Source organism: Photorhabdus cinerea (genome assembly GCF_011189575.1).
Taxonomy (GTDB): domain Bacteria; phylum Pseudomonadota; class Gammaproteobacteria; order Enterobacterales; family Enterobacteriaceae; genus Photorhabdus; species Photorhabdus cinerea.
In genome coordinates this window covers 77,831-92,605 of the sequence record NZ_PUJW01000005.1, presented here as the reverse complement: position 1 = coordinate 92,605, position 14,775 = coordinate 77,831, and the positions used below count along the sequence as shown (strand labels likewise).

At 42.2% G+C, this 14,775-nt stretch carries 12 protein-coding genes; all 12 read right to left on the bottom strand.

The window, feature by feature from the left end:
• Nucleotides 1-95: 95 nt before the first annotated feature.
• The 12 genes from C5469_RS06250 to C5469_RS06195 all read right to left on the bottom strand — a co-directional run bounded on the left by C5469_RS06250 (nt 96) and on the right by C5469_RS06195 (nt 14,118).
• A complete protein-coding gene (locus C5469_RS06250) occupies nt 96-3,062 on the bottom strand; it encodes a hypothetical protein (RefSeq protein WP_166303810.1) in 2,967 nt (988 codons plus the stop codon).
• Entirely contained in the window at nt 3,055-5,820 is a 2,766-nt protein-coding gene (locus C5469_RS06245) for a baseplate J/gp47 family protein (protein WP_166303807.1), read from the bottom strand. The genes C5469_RS06250 and C5469_RS06245 overlap by 8 nt, the downstream gene beginning before the upstream one ends.
• A gap of 83 nt (nt 5,821-5,903) precedes the next feature.
• Nucleotides 5,904-6,320, bottom strand: a complete 417-nt coding sequence (locus C5469_RS06240) for a hypothetical protein (protein ID WP_166303804.1) — start codon at nt 6,318-6,320, stop codon at nt 5,904-5,906.
• Nucleotides 6,317-6,760 carry a GPW/gp25 family protein gene (locus C5469_RS06235; RefSeq protein ID WP_166303801.1) on the bottom strand — a complete coding sequence of 148 codons (444 nt, stop codon included), beginning with the start codon at nt 6,758-6,760 and terminating at the stop codon, nt 6,317-6,319. The genes C5469_RS06240 and C5469_RS06235 overlap by 4 nt, the downstream gene beginning before the upstream one ends.
• Nucleotides 6,761-6,772: 12 nt before the next feature.
• Nucleotides 6,773-8,374, bottom strand: a complete 1,602-nt coding sequence (locus tag C5469_RS06230; protein ID WP_166303798.1) for a phage baseplate assembly protein V — start codon at nt 8,372-8,374, stop codon at nt 6,773-6,775.
• Nucleotides 8,371-9,054: a CIS tube protein gene (locus tag C5469_RS06225; protein WP_166303795.1), complete on the bottom strand. Its 684-nt coding sequence runs from the start codon at nt 9,052-9,054 to the stop codon at nt 8,371-8,373. Before C5469_RS06225 ends, C5469_RS06230 begins: the two co-directional genes overlap by 4 nt.
• Nucleotides 9,041-9,220 carry a DUF5908 family protein gene (locus tag C5469_RS06220; protein WP_166303792.1) on the bottom strand — a complete coding sequence of 60 codons (180 nt, stop codon included), beginning with the start codon at nt 9,218-9,220 and terminating at the stop codon, nt 9,041-9,043. Before C5469_RS06220 ends, C5469_RS06225 begins: the two co-directional genes overlap by 14 nt.
• The gene (locus tag C5469_RS06215; RefSeq protein WP_166303789.1) at nt 9,217-9,675 is read right to left on the bottom strand and encodes a phage tail protein; all 459 of its coding nucleotides are present in this window, start codon (nt 9,673-9,675) and stop codon (nt 9,217-9,219) included. Before C5469_RS06215 ends, C5469_RS06220 begins: the two co-directional genes overlap by 4 nt.
• A 13-nt stretch (nt 9,676-9,688) precedes the next feature.
• Nucleotides 9,689-10,888 (bottom strand): phage tail sheath family protein, encoded by a 1,200-nt coding sequence (locus tag C5469_RS06210; protein ID WP_166303786.1) that lies wholly within the window; start codon nt 10,886-10,888, stop codon nt 9,689-9,691.
• A gap of 52 nt (nt 10,889-10,940) precedes the next feature.
• Nucleotides 10,941-12,467 (bottom strand): phage tail sheath family protein, encoded by a 1,527-nt coding sequence (locus tag C5469_RS06205; protein ID WP_166303783.1) that lies wholly within the window; start codon nt 12,465-12,467, stop codon nt 10,941-10,943.
• 55 nt (nt 12,468-12,522) lie between these two features.
• Nucleotides 12,523-13,605, bottom strand: a complete 1,083-nt coding sequence (locus C5469_RS06200) for a phage tail sheath family protein (protein WP_166303780.1) — start codon at nt 13,603-13,605, stop codon at nt 12,523-12,525.
• A gap of 63 nt (nt 13,606-13,668) precedes the next feature.
• Complete coding sequence (locus C5469_RS06195) at nt 13,669-14,118, bottom strand: phage tail protein (RefSeq protein ID WP_015834130.1); 450 nt, start codon at nt 14,116-14,118, stop codon at nt 13,669-13,671.
• Nucleotides 14,119-14,775: the final 657 nt, after the last annotated feature.

Sequence of the window (14,775 nt, the reverse complement as noted above, 5' to 3'; positions counted from 1 at the left end):
GTGGATATTACTACTCAATAATAAAGGATAATTAATTTAATAGTAAAACAAATGGTTCCTATTATGACGAAACATTACCCTTTCTAATATGTAAATTAATCTTTGTTTTTATCATCTTCAAACTGAGATTGAGAATTTTCAGATAATGTATTTTTTTCATTATCATTAGTTCCCGTATCTATCTTAGCTCCTGGTACATATAATAGCTGATTACTTTTGATTATCTTATCGCGTAATTCATCATCAGATGCTTTGATGACTTCATTTTTCTGTTCTTCCGTAGCAATTCGCAAATTTCCTGTGCCGGTTGATTCCGGTGGCAAACGTCCCAGGGTTAACATTTCTAAAATATGATAGGCTTCATCCCCTAAAGGAGAGCCATTATTTTGCCAACGTTTATAAGTGCTGGCAAAATCGCCAAAACGTTCCGGTGATAACCAATGAATAATCATAGAAACATGAGCAGGAAATTCAGCTAAAATCTCGGTTTTTACCCACGATTCCAGTTTATGCGGATCAACATTGCTATTCTCAATTAACTGACGATTAATAACTATGCTGACGACAAATGAAAAACGATCAGCATGAGCATATTTTTCACTGGAGAAATACCAACGATAACGCCATGCTTCTGCCTCTGGTGGAAAATCATTTTTCTTATCTTCTGTTTTCTTAAGCTTTATCCGACCTTCAATACGATCAAAATCCACTATCTGGGCTTTAAGATTATAAACAGATGAAGAATTCGAATTCGTCGACGTTTCTGTTGGTGATACATACGGCGTAATAACATATTTCAGGGTGATTTCATCACCTTTATTGATCATTGCAGGGAAAGGGCTGTGGGCATTAGAGACAATCCATCGTTCATCTTCTTCACTACTTTGATGTAATTTATCGTCATAAACCAGTTGATAATCCATGTCTTCTAACCACACCGGACTATTACACCAGAATAAATTGTTAGCCTTAAATGCCTGCTGCACTTCTTTCAGTCTGTGTTCCAAAACCGCACTGTTACGGGTGTCAAGATAAAATGATTTTTCCGTAATTTCAGTGATTATTTGGCCCCGCAGTGTGAATCCATTATCGCCTTTGATAATCAGGTCAATCATCTGCCCGTGTAGTAGCTGTCCTACCACTTCTTCTGTCTGGGTAATAATTAAATGATGACTTTCAGAGCCGGTAACATCTTTAATCTCCAGATTATCAGGCTTTTGTTCCTTGTCGAATTTCGCATTAGGTTTCACTGGTAAGAGCCGACGATGCTCAATTAAATAAAAAGGCAAGTCGGCCAGATCTGGTGGTTCATTGAAACATTTTTTCCCCAAACCCAGCCGGGCTGCAATTCGCTTTTGCAGTGCCGACACTTTATCAATACGAATATTATTACGGTGATAGGCTAATTCTGGCTGTTGAGCTAAGTAACCGCGCTGGGTAGATAGAAAATCCTGTCGGCTGAGTATCAGAGGTCTGGCTGCACGATGAGCACCAAAATAGCCTAACAGATAATCCAGAATTTCCAATTCCTTAGAATAACTTCTGTCATTACTGTCGATTTGCGCATCATCATTTAACTTCTTAATTAAGTCAGGCATTATTTCCTGATGCACTTTTTGACTAATCGTATTCGTTTTAAAAGGCCATTGCACACCGTATACCGCATTTCCTCGCTGTTTAAATGCCAATAGTTTTGGCAATAAAGCGAGTTCAGCACAGCCATTAGCCAATATTTGCTCAAAAGGCAGCATAAATTGATGCAATTGCTCCTGTTGTTGAGTATTAGCGTCGGTCTGCAATCCATAACAGGCAGGTAATTTATTACTCACCGGGTAGTAGTCCCGGACTTTACGATGTTTTCCCCAGTTTAATAATTCTGGTTGCGTATTAATCAGCGGTTCTGTAATGAGATTTTTCTCTATATCTTCTTTAGAAACCGCAACTTTCACGCCACCTTTAGCAATAATAGTTAGTGGGCTGTCTGGTGAAGTAATCAACGCTAAGGGATCTTCACCCCATAGTCTGGGATAATAATGTTCTTTAATAATTTTCCAGGACCAATTATCGTTCGGTAGCGAAGAAATAATGCCAGGATCATATTTACCTAATTCCAGCCGGGTTACACTTTGAACGCCTTTAATAGTCAATAATCGATTAACCAGAGGACTTAAATTTAACTCCATCGAGCCGTCGTAATTTTTGATCGGCGGTAATTGAGGTATCCAACCGTGATGTAAATAAGGCCCATCAAAAATTTCTTCATTACTGTAGCCCTGTTCCTTCATCGCCTCAGTGGTATAGCGTAATGGCTTTTCAATCACCATTTCTTCCGCTGTCATATAAATTTTAGCCAGTATGTCAGCGATATCTTTAACATCATCATTTAGCTGAATATCAATCTGTAATGGTAGATCGACGGGTTCCAGCCAAATAATTTCACTGACGAACTCTCCCAAGTTACGGTTATTTCGCAAGAAGTCTTTCAGGATTTCCTCAGCCTGAGTTTTATTGGTTTCAGTTTTCCGACTTGGGAGTAAATAAAGCCAGTAGTTTCCTCTTAGGGTTAATTTGCTATCTGAACCACAATCTTTAAAGCTGTATTTACGTTCCTCTTTGTTATACCAGTATTCATAGCGTTGGCCTTTAGGTTCACATATCAGCAGTACATCATTAAATAAAAAATAACCATTAACTGTGTCGTCACTATTTAAAGTGTCATCACTATGCAAATCCAACAAGGCCCGGCGATAATCCTCCGCGGTAATGGGGCCACAAGTCAGTATTTGTTGTGGGCCAAATTCTTGTGGAAAAATACCGTCACCGAATGTCTGTTCCTCTTGTTCAGGCGTGAGAAGATCCCGAAGTGGTAGTGAATGGCGATAGGCTAAATCGGACGCACCATAACAACAGGCTTCTAATAAAGTAATACCGGGATCATTTTCCCCCATATCGCTCCAGCGTTGCTCAGATTGCTGCTTAATAATCGTCTTAGCCTGAGTGAGTAAGGTATCAAAGGCAATATCATCTTTGACGATGGGAAACAAGGCGTCCTGATTATCCATTGTTAACTCCTTGGTTTGAGGAACTCTTTTCAGACCAAACTAAAATCAGTACTTCATTATCGTCAGCGTCAATACTTTTACCTGTATTAGCCCCAAGCTGATTATCTTTTTTCAACGTTAAGTTCATCACCCGCTCAACCAAAGGTGATCGCTGAATCGTGGCTAACAGCTGGTAATAATCAATGTGACGACCGATTGCGACACCAATAATAGGATTTTCTCCCCACGGCATATATTGCCGACTCAATTCTCGTTGTAGTTGATAATAGCCATAGGCGGGACTAATACCGGCAACAAATACCAGTTGATAACTGATCAAGACGTTAACGTAGGTAGGATTGTTAATTTCAATGGTTGCCCAAGGACTACTTAATCGATCTAACCACTCAACCATCTCTTTCAATTGAGCCGCGTTCAATTCCGGACGTAGCGCATCATCGTTATCTTTATGACGGTTGTCTGGAATAACTATCAATTGTTGCTTTTCTGGTGCCGGAATCGTGGTTAATTTATTGCCAGAATGGTGTCTGACATCAAATAAGCTAATAAAATGATCTTTTAGCAATGTCACCATATTCCCCCAACTCAACACTCGGTTACGATGAGATAGCCGGGTAGGAATCCGTTTCAGAAAAGCTTGCTCAGTTTCTGCCGGGTGACCATTCCAGGATGCCCAAGGTTGGGTAACACCACTGATCGCAACGGATGCAGTGACCGGTTGTTTAATACTGTCGGCGGCCAATCCATTGATAAAATGATCCTGTTCAACCGTTTCTGAATTAATTAAGGTGGCGATTGTGGCGTTATACAACAGGCCCTTAATGCGTGGATAATCCCGCGGTTCAATCTTATGATTGGTTATCTCTGCTTTCAGCCAGTATCGTCCCGTCGGCATCAGAGCAACTTGACTTGCAGCGTCCTCTGGTAATAAGGCACGCCAGATACCCCGATCAAACAGGTTACGAGTTTGGTCGTGAACAAGTTTATCCAATGGACTCCAGATGTTGTATTTGTTGAGATAAAACCAGGATAAATTAAGCGCTTTAAGACCTTCTAACTGCCAATATAAAGATAGAGTTTGCCCTGGCAGTACACCCGTAAATCCCAAATAAAATGCCTCATGGATGTATGCTGACGTTTCTGCTACTGCCTCGCCACGGCCAAAAGGCGCCAGAGGATAAACGGCAAATTGTTCAGGTTTAGCTTTAGCACTGAATTGAACCTGTAACGCACTGATTTGTGGCGTATAGGGTAAATTCTTATCTTTAGGAGCTTGCCAATATTGGGTGTGCATAAAATCTTGCTCGACCAGTTCTATACGCACCGATGCAGGCCAATCATTGGGCTCTGGACTGTCTGCAAGAGGGTAATTCATTGCTGGCAAATTAAAACTCAGGCTTTTTCCTTGAGGGGCATTATTTCCTTCGAATAATGACAGGGGATCATTAATCACGGTTTTTCCCTGGGGGGTAACTAAGTAACCCTGAATTTTAAATGCCTTATTATCAGGTTTAGTACTATATGCTGCATACCATTGCGAAAAATTTTGTTGAGGCAATCCAATCCACTGAGGAGTCATTGTCACTGTTGCGTTTTCAGTGCCATACCATTCCGGGGCAACCAAATTAAAACCGAAGCCTAACGACGGCAATTGACCAAAGGGAAAACTAGTTGTATTCGTTTGTTCAATACCACCATCAGAGGCATAGTACACACTGTGGTTACCATTAACACTGACTTCGATCTCAGTAATCTTGGGTAGAATAGGGCCTTGAGTGGTACCTAGCTTTAATACCGGTACCTTAAATGTCATATTATCCAAGCTATCAGGAGGAGTGATGGGATCATTATTAGCTGACAAGTAAAATGTAAGGCAATGGACATCAGTATTTTCTCTTACTTCAGTATCTTCTTTTACTTCGGTATTTTCTTTTACTTCCGTTGTTATAGAAGGTTTTGGTAGTGAAAGCCAATGATCTCCCGAACTGATCTGAGCGGTGATGTGATCACGATTACCCTCCCACTTGCTCGCCAGTGTCACTTTAATACTGCGTTTTCCTGCTGACATGGCAAATAGAGGCGAAGTAATCAGATAGCCAGAAAGAACCGAAACATCATTAGGCGTTGGGCTAAAAAGCTGGATATCGTTTTCAGGCAATTTAATGCCATCTGCAAGATTCAGAGGTATTGCCGATTGCCAACCATCACCCTCTTTTCGATACCAACGCAAATCGGTCACCTCCCCCTGATTCGCCAATAAATCTGATTCGGCCACATATTGTAACGGATTTCCCTCCTTATCATGCCCAGCATCAAAAAGCGTTCCTTTTGGAATAAGGTATTCAGCACAATCAGAATTCAGGGTAATACCTATCGCAACCTGATCCGCCCGCGCATTTCTGAGTTTCAAACCCAATAACTCTCGGTAATAAAGATTACGATGCCGTGCCGGGAAGGTATTGAATAATATTTTAGTCGTTTCTAATAGTTTTAAAAAAGCCAGTAAAAATGCCTGATGTGCGGGCAAAAGGCCATTTGCTTTATTCGCATTTTGGTAAATATTCGCTAATTGATGAGGATGATTTTCCTGAATAAAATAGAAACCATCCCAGAATTGTTTTTTCTCTTGATCAAAGGGGATTTTTTCTGCATATGTTTTAAGCCAATTTAAAATATCTAATGTACTTCTTTCATCAAGTTTAAAAGCGGTATCCGGTACGATAGCGGTAAGTTTATTATTTAATCCGGTCTGTTCCATATTTACGCCACCTGTTATTTGAATATAACCTTAATATGTTTTCAGGAGATCATGGTTATTTGAAAATAAGATTAAACTGTTATCTACCCGGTACTAACGGCATATTGACTGGCAATAAAACGGCCTTTTCCCATACTTGGCGCCGTTACATCCGGTCCGGTTGACGGATTATTTGCCGGCTGTGACGGGGTAAAACGGGCAGTAAATTGCTGTCCGACAATAATCATCGTGACAGGGCTGCGACAAAAGTTTACCTGCTGGCTAGCATCTAACTGAGCAATAGTGACCATGCCCATACCGGGTATCGGGTGGCTGGGGGTAATATACTGCGCTTGAAACTGTACCTTTTTTTCGTCCCCCACAATAACGATCTTTTTCCCCCGGATTTGCGCGTGCCCGCTGCCTCTGATGGTTGCCGGCCCCAAAATGATGACCTGCCGGTTACCAAATAACGGCTCGAATAGCAGGATGTCGCCATCAACAACCAGTTGTTTACTCATAAGATCACCTGTATCGGTCCTTCGCCAATCTCAAGAATACCTTCAATTTGCTGACTAATTTCGCTGCCTCTCAGGGCATAAGTCACCTGAACATGTAAGGTATTAGGCAAATCGGTTCTCTGGCTCCCCTGAATTTCCGTCACTTCTGCACGAGGTTCATAACGTAATACTCGCTCTTCAATGCGCGTTTGAATTCGTGCTATCAGTTCATCACTGATATTTTCAAACATATAATCATTCAGGCCACAACCATAATCTTCACGCATAATCCGTTCGCCAGGTTCCGTTAAAAAAAGGATTTTCATACTTTGGCGAACATGCTCGGCTCCTTCCGCCATTTTTACACCGGATTGCGCTTCAGGAATATTTTCATCGATAAAAAACTGTGGCGGAAATGCCCAGCCGCGACCATAAATATCAGCCAATATTTTGTTTGTCATTTTACTGTCCTATTATTGGGTTAAATTAATTTTCGTCCCTTTAATCTCTACCCCAGACTTTCCAGCGGCTGACAGGGATTTTTCAGCCTGGATATTAATTTCCTGTGCATGAGCTATTAGATTTTTAGTGGAATTAATCGTGATATCTTTATCCTGTTGCAGAGATAAAGTATTTTTTCCACTATTAAAGGCGAGAGTTTTATCTTTATTATCGAATAGCAATGCCTGCTGGTTATCCGCCTGTTTAATCACTAACGTTTTCACCAAATTTTTTTCACTGGGTTCTAACGGCGATTTATTTTTAGGGTTATGCATGGAGCCTAATATCACCGGGAAACGGGGATCGCATTCAAAGAAACCGATAATCACCTCATCCCCCGGCTCTGGATAGAAACAGAATCCACTTTCATGACTGGCGTAAGGTTTACCCAACCGGGCAAAAAGCACACCATTGGTCAAGTTAAAAACGGGGATTTTAACCGGGATACGTTCCAGTGACTGGCTGTCTTGTTGGTATTTCTCTACGATACCGATATGTAACTCTTTAACTTGCGGTACAGCCTGTTCTGCGTCTGGTTGCATGCCTAAAGTTAACCGGGTACGCCAACCTTGTTGCTGAGTGATTGTCTGACTGACACCGGTGATAATTGCCTGACCATCCATCCCCTGACCAAAGCCATTTAATGCCAGAATATGACCCGGTTGATAGCGATCATGACCTTCAACTTCAAAACTGCCGGATATATTATGACTTCTCCGGCTGTCCATGATGCCTTGAGCAACATGTTTAGTTTGTTCATTATCCAACGGATAGCTGAAAATCCATTGCCATTCCTGATCGGTCAGTGATTTCAGATTATCTATAGCAAGTTGGTTTTTCCCCAGTCCACTATTTTTTACCTGAATGGCCTTCGATAGTTTTTGTTGGCTAATATCCCAAGACTGCACACTGACCATTTTAGGACTGCGCTGATTATCCCATTGCAGATTAGCCTCAAATAACACAACGTCCTGATGGCTACCACGCTGACGAATAGTGTGCACGGTTGAATGATTAAGTGATTCAGGCGTGACCAACGTAATGGCATCATGACCAGGTAGCAACCAGGTATGAGTAGCATTAAGCCGACTTTTTAAGAATGCCCAGTCATTACAGCGAAACTGAACCATTTGCTCATGAACCGCTTTCAGCTGAGGAGCCTGTTTTATCGTCACAGATAGGCCCGCCTGACTGAATAGCTTCCTGATAATCGCCTCATCACTCTGTTTACTAAATAGCTGCGAGTGGAAGCTGTGAGTTAATTTTTGCAGCGAATGTTTTGCCGTCAGAATAATCATGCTGTCCTGACCTTTAAGCCCCAGTGCCTGCCGAACGATGACACCTTTAAATAACACATTTTTTTGGACCTGCACGATAAGTTCATGATTCGGGCGGCAATTTGTCAATTCAGTCTGAGCCTTTGCCTCGAATATATGACTCGCATCACCAACGATACCCAAAGTCAGGTTAGCCGAAGGGATACCATTAATATGGTGGTTTATTGTCAGACTGATAACCGTAAATTGGCTGAGCGCTTTGCCATCTATCTTAATGGCTATCTCGGGTATATTCATGCCTTCCTCCGTGCTTGCAGCGTTTGTCCTGGAGTGAAATCATCCAGATTATCCAAACCGTTTTGCCAGGCCAGAGAAAGATAATCGATACCGCCTGCCAGAGTAGCTCCAGCCCCCAGTGCGATCAAGGGTAGAGAGAGCATATCGGTTACACTGACCGCAGTAACCGGTGGCGATTTTAATTGTTGCTCGGTAGCCTGAATAACAAGACTTTCATCTGCCACCACAGATAAGGTGGCAGTTGCCCGCAACGGCGTAGCATCCCGGTCAAATAAGGTGTAATGAATGTTGAAGCCATTGGCCCGGCAAGCAAAATAACCTTTATTTTCCCAGCGCATTTTTCCCCATTTGATTTTAAGGTAATGGGGTTTTTTAGTACCGGCATCAACGGCACAGAGGGTTTTCAGCATCGCCAGCTGGGTTTCGATCGGCGTATTGTTGCCGGGCATGGATGCGTCAAACAGCAGATCTAATGACAGGCTAGCAGGCTGAGATGACATATAATGGTTGCTTTGGTGAGTACTGGTAACGCTTTCAGCCTTTTTATAATTGGCCTGATAATTGAACTGGATTGCATCAGGGTTATACATGACCTGTAAACTACCCACTGAGATTTTACCGTCCGGATCTTTAAAAGCAGTCAGCGTGAGTTTGGACAGACTACGTTCAATTAAGCTCATAATGACCACCTGCTTCACGTAATGCCTCTAACACCTCTCGCTTCACCCTTTCAATCAGGCGGGCATTATCTAACTCTTCCTGGGCTAATGTTCGTGGGGATGATACATCACTTGTGGAATCAGTGACTTTAGCCTGAATAATCAATTCTTTAATTTCTACCGTCATACTGTCACTCCTAACCAGAGCATATCCTGATAACGTAATTCCAAAGAGTTCACCAAAACAGCATTGCTATTGGCATCAAAGTCACCGGTAGACCAACGAACCGGTAATGCATTACTCACTGTCCAGCTTGCCACGGGTAAATAATTTTCATTCAGCAACATAATGACCACATCAGCATAAATCGCTTTTCCCCCGCGCAAGACATGATCAAATACCAGAGTGAGCGGCGTCACCGTCATAACACCGCGTTCCAACACTAAACTGCCATGTTGGATCTTATCGGCTAGCCAGACATTTCTGGCATTTTCCCCACCTTGACTGTGTTGGGTGGTTTGCAGCTCACGGCTCAGACCCGAGATCCGCTGAAAGGCAATATCAAGTGGACTGGGAATATTGTTAAAAAGAAAACTGGCGATAAAACGGTGTGACACTGACGGGGTGTAGAGGTTATGCATATTTTGCCCCTGTTTAACTTAACCTGGTTGTGCCGGTACGCGTATCAAACGTCAGACTCAGTTCAATAAATTCTGACGGAATTAACAGCGCTAGCCTGATTTTCATGATCATTTTCCCGGCTCGCATATCCGCTTCACTCATTGATTCTTCAACGCCGAGTAATATGTCAAATGCCCGTTCTTCCTCAGTCCCCCGCAATCCACCTTTTAACCACAACTGATGCAACCAGTTATAAGTTTGACCTTTAAGTTTCATCCAAGTGATCGGGTTATTTGGCTCGAAAACGAAAGCATGGCCGAGTCGGGTCATATGAGCTTCAATATAGGAAACCAGACGGCGAATTTGGATATAGCGCCATGGGGAGTCGGGCGTGTTGTCCAAGGTTCGACATCCCCAGATTTTTATCCCTTTGCCGGGAAAACTGCGAATCAGATTCAGCGGAGTATCGTCATCCCGATTAAAGAAGGCATTAGCTTCAATAAAAGAGCGTATCGGACTAACCACTTTGGCTAAGGCCACATTAGCAGGGGCGGTCCAGATACCTTTCTGATTATCGTTATTCTGGATGACGGCAGCAACCGCAGCCGTAGGCGAAAGCACGACAGTATTTTGCCTTGCATCCTGATAAGCACTTTTCAGTGCCGGCCAATATACCGCGCCCCATTGCCGATCACTTGAGGAAAACTGCGCTAAACATTTAGCAGCCAATGCTGGGTCATCAGGGGCATCCAGCAATCCTATAATGCCACGCCGACTCTTACACAGATCGAGCACTGACTGCCAAAACTGCAACCAAAGATCTATTTTTGCGCTGAGATCCCCCATCCGATTGAAGCGAGCAATATCAGGAGCGACAATCAGTGTGATGGCGCTCTCTGCGGAAATAACCTGTTTAATCCAATTCTGTTGCAGCGCAGTGATCAATGATTGAAAATCTTTTAATTGCTCGTCAAGATCCAGTGGCAATACATAGGCTTGCTGCCCCCCATTTTCAAAGAAATGGCGCACGGAATAGTACGTTAATCCTGACTGAGCAAATGTCAGAGTAAAATCGGTCAGGCTAGTGAGTTTAACAACTTTATCGCTACTGCTTTCGTTTACAAGACGTTGGGTATCGCCAATAAAAACAGGTACACCAATGAATTCATTATCCTGTTTCTGCGATATCAGGTTCTCCGTTACGGTTACGCCTGGCTGTTTTATCATCTCCATTATCATCTCCTTAGCAGTAAACAGACGCAGCGTTAACCGCGTCTTAATGCAGTTACTGTGCTACGTTTTGCGAAAATTGCAGGATAATAAATTCAGCCGGACGAACCGCCGCCATCCCAACCTTGACGATCATTTTTCCTTGTCTAATGTCGCCCTCGGACATCGTGGTCCTCAGACCAATTTGCACAAAATAGGCTTCCTGAGGGTTACTACCGACCAGCGCCCCTTGCTGCCAAAGTTGGTGGAGATAGTTGTCAATGGCTGACCGTACTCGCTCCCAGGTGGGTTGGCTATTAGGTTCAAAGACAGCAACTCGCATTGCCTGTTTGATATCCCGTTCTGCACTATTAAATAAACGACGTACCGGAATATAGCGCCAATTATCATCATCTTTCAGGGTACGTGAGCCCCAAATCAATGTGCCTTTGCCGGTAAAATGACGGATAGCATTAATGCCAGCTTTATTCATAGCACCTTGCTTATCATCCGTGATCACCTTGTTTGGTATAGCATTATTCAATACTACGTTGGCCGGAGCCTTCCAAACACCACGACTGGCATCGGTTGCCGCATAAGCACCCGCAACTGCGGCGCTGGGTGGCAGGGTAATTGGTGTTGTGGGTACGTTAGCCGCTTGCCATTTTTTACCGACTTCTTCCTTAGCTTTAGTATATTCATCTGACGAAGATGTTTTCAGCGCAGCTAGAGTATCCACCTCCTTATTCCCCTTATAACCACTTAGCACAATATCAGCATCCGTTGGCGGGCTATAAGTAAAAGAGGTCTCTAAATCAGGGTAATAGACCGCGGTTTTATCTGCCTGGGTCGTTGGTTTACTTGTTCCATCTTTACTGTCAGCAATCAGAAAGTAACCCACTTTTTTTTGCAACAAGGAATTTATCGCATTGTAAACATCCTGTTTTTGGCAGTTTACTAATGTTTCATCCGTTTCAGCACAGAGCAGTAAAGTAATCTCTTGCTGTTTTTCAATTAGGTCTGGCAGCGTTGCTAATTCTGTTGTGGCAGTACCTGCATCAGTTGCTACCAATGGCAACAAATAACAGACACCACCGCCATTATTAAAATAATGCTGCACCGCAAAGGCACTTAAAGACGTGGCCGTGACAGTGGCAACATAGGTATAAGTGTATTTAACCTCCTCTTCCTCTCCTTTCTTTTTATCTTTCTCTAGCAAATCACTACCTTCAGTAACAGCAAGTCTCTGAATATCTTTTGGTTCCGTAGTTTTAGACTTAAGTTCAGGTTCAGGTTCAGGTTCAGGTTCTGGCTTAGGTTTAGGTTTAGGTTTAGGTTCTGGCTTAGGTTCGGGCTGAGGCTTAAGTTCAACCTCAGTAGCCTCAGCCTTTACTGACACTACAGGCAAAAATGAAAACTGTGAGGTAAAATCCAACCAACTGGTGATTTTAATACAGCTACCCTGTTTTATTGGGCTTCCATCTTTTCTGAAAAACTTACCAATAAAAACCGGAATCGCTGTTGGGCTGGTGCTAATTGATAACGATAGTGAAGCATCTTCTTCAATATAGACACCGGGTGTAGTATATGCGACAGAAGGCATTATAACGTCCTCATTCAATTTAGATGATTAGCAGCTATAAACAGGCCACCATGATTTACCGGGCTTGCCCAATTGACTGGCTAAACTGCAAGATAATAAATTCGGCTGGGCGAACCGCCGCCATACCCACTTTGACGATCATTCTGCCCTGTTTAATATCATCATCAGTCATGGTGGTACCTTTACCTATTTGAACGAAATAAGCCTGATCAGCTTTATTTCCCACTAATCCGCCTTGTTGCCAGAGAGAATAGAGATAATTATCAATAGCCCGGCGCACAACCTCCCAAGTTGGTTGGCTGTTGGGTTCAAATACTGCGAAACTCATGGCATTTTTGATATCCCTTTCTGCACTGTTAAACAGGCGACGAACCGAGATATAACGCCAGTTATCACTATCCTCAAGCGTTCTGGCGCCCCAGACAAGCGTGCTGCCCTTAGGAAAGGTACGGATCATATTCAACGCTTTATCTTTGTTATATTCCCCTTGCAAATCATCAGTCACCGGGTATTTAGGTTGTAATCCGCCTTGAATAGGGACATTAGCCGGTGCTTGCCAAACCCCTCGGCTGTTATCAACACTGGCATAAATACCGGCCATCACGGCACTGGGTGGAATATCAACAAGCGCTTTTTTCTCTCCCCATTCAGCCGTTAGCCAAGGGTAGTAAACTGCGCCGTAAGGGGTTGCCGGGTAAGATTGACGTATTTTTTCCGGGTCTTTTATTTCACTATCACTCTTTGGGCCATCAAAAATGGCGAATAATCCTTTACCCGGTTTACAAAGTGTACTTACAGCCTCTTTGATGTTTTCTCCAGCCGCAACCAACAAGGTTACATCGTCAAGTTCTGGAACCTGGTTGGCTAAATCTTGGGTTTTAACCAGATAACCATATCCACCGCCATGAATAAAATAAGCACGTAGTGAAATATCAAGCGTATCAGCGGGATTAAATGGCCCTTTTTTTAGTGTCAGATAGTCCAGCCAGCTATTAATGCGAATATGGGTAGCTGACATTAATGAATTGTCATTTGCAACAGCAAAAACAGGCACTGCCGTTGCACTTGTACGGACAGAAAGTGCCAATGAAGCATCTTCTTCAATATAGACACCCGGATAAGATGTATCAATTGTCATAATATTAGCCTTTAAAAAGCACTGCATTGACGTGCCAGACTATTTCTGACACCAAGCAGTGTATTAATGGAATTCAACAGTAACCCGATCTGCTTTCAAGCTTATCTCCTGCACCGCAACTTCATTACTGGTTGCATCAAAACTGGGCGCAGTCAGCTTTTCTGGGAAAGCATTAGCAATATTCCAGGTAATCAGCAAATTTGAACCTGTTTCATCGGTCAGACTAATAGAAATATCTTTCTTCTCTATCTGATTAAGAGAAATAGAATTAATCCAATCGTACAACTTAGATTGTCCTTTAAAGATACCTCGTTTCAAGGTGATAGTGGGTCTTTGACGCTGACCCGGCATTTGTAGCCAGTTACCCACTCCATCACGATATTCAATTGTGTCATAGCTGATATCTAATCCTGATACACTTTGAAAACACATTTGCTCATCACCAATGGTAACGACAAAACGATAGGTTGGGATTGGGTATTGAACAGCAATTTGATCGGCAGTTGTAGACATCGTTATTTCCTTCCTAAAAAAATTTATATTGAGCTAAAGCACTCATCATTTCAGGTACGCTACCGCCCTTAGGTATCATGCCTAATTCCTCTGGTGTATTAGCCCGGCTTTTATATCCAAATCCTCATAGAAGAAATGAGGCGACCTAACTAACACCTGAACCAACTAAATTAATACGTGATAAACATCACGCCAGAGCCATCCGCCGATTAATAATCACTCACCCATACCTAAATAAAAGTTAAAAATAAAAACTAATTATTTTTATCGCTACTTTTTCTCAATGATTCAATACAATACCCCAATACTTCCCTGTTCACTGGGTTATCACTCATAGCCATCTATTCTCTAATTTTCATAAAAATGACTTATAAAAATTCAATAATACCTAAAAATTTTTTATCTATATTAAAAAACTTCCCCTTACTTCATAAATAAAAAATAACCACCATCAAAAATATAAACAAAATTGATAAATAAATAATTATCATTAATTTTATTTCTTAATAAAAACCAGAAAAATAACATACATTACAAAACAAAATAAAAAATTTTAAATTATTTATTTTCTTGCATTATTAATGCAGAAATTATATAAATTTTAACAGGCATAAGCCTATTTGAGTCCCCTGGCTATTGCGGATAGATAAACACACT

What these genes read in the sequence shown, in the direction of transcription:
- C5469_RS06250 (WP_166303810.1), bottom strand. Translation starts at nt 3,062, where the DNA reads ATGGATAATCAGGACGCCTTGTTTCCCATCGTCAAAGATGATATTGCC.
- C5469_RS06245 (WP_166303807.1), bottom strand. Translation starts at nt 5,820, where the DNA reads ATGGAACAGACCGGATTAAATAATAAACTTACCGCTATCGTACCGGAT.
- C5469_RS06240 (WP_166303804.1), bottom strand. Translation starts at nt 6,320, where the DNA reads ATGAGTAAACAACTGGTTGTTGATGGCGACATCCTGCTATTCGAGCCG.
- C5469_RS06235 (WP_166303801.1), bottom strand. Translation starts at nt 6,760, where the DNA reads ATGACAAACAAAATATTGGCTGATATTTATGGTCGCGGCTGGGCATTT.
- C5469_RS06230 (WP_166303798.1), bottom strand. Translation starts at nt 8,374, where the DNA reads ATGAATATACCCGAGATAGCCATTAAGATAGATGGCAAAGCGCTCAGC.
- C5469_RS06225 (WP_166303795.1), bottom strand. Translation starts at nt 9,054, where the DNA reads ATGAGCTTAATTGAACGTAGTCTGTCCAAACTCACGCTGACTGCTTTT.
- C5469_RS06220 (WP_166303792.1), bottom strand. Translation starts at nt 9,220, where the DNA reads ATGACGGTAGAAATTAAAGAATTGATTATTCAGGCTAAAGTCACTGAT.
- C5469_RS06215 (WP_166303789.1), bottom strand. Translation starts at nt 9,675, where the DNA reads ATGCATAACCTCTACACCCCGTCAGTGTCACACCGTTTTATCGCCAGT.
- C5469_RS06210 (WP_166303786.1), bottom strand. Translation starts at nt 10,888, where the DNA reads ATGGAGATGATAAAACAGCCAGGCGTAACCGTAACGGAGAACCTGATA.
- C5469_RS06205 (WP_166303783.1), bottom strand. Translation starts at nt 12,467, where the DNA reads ATGCCTTCTGTCGCATATACTACACCCGGTGTCTATATTGAAGAAGAT.
- C5469_RS06200 (WP_166303780.1), bottom strand. Translation starts at nt 13,605, where the DNA reads ATGACAATTGATACATCTTATCCGGGTGTCTATATTGAAGAAGATGCT.
- C5469_RS06195 (WP_015834130.1), bottom strand. Translation starts at nt 14,118, where the DNA reads ATGTCTACAACTGCCGATCAAATTGCTGTTCAATACCCAATCCCAACC.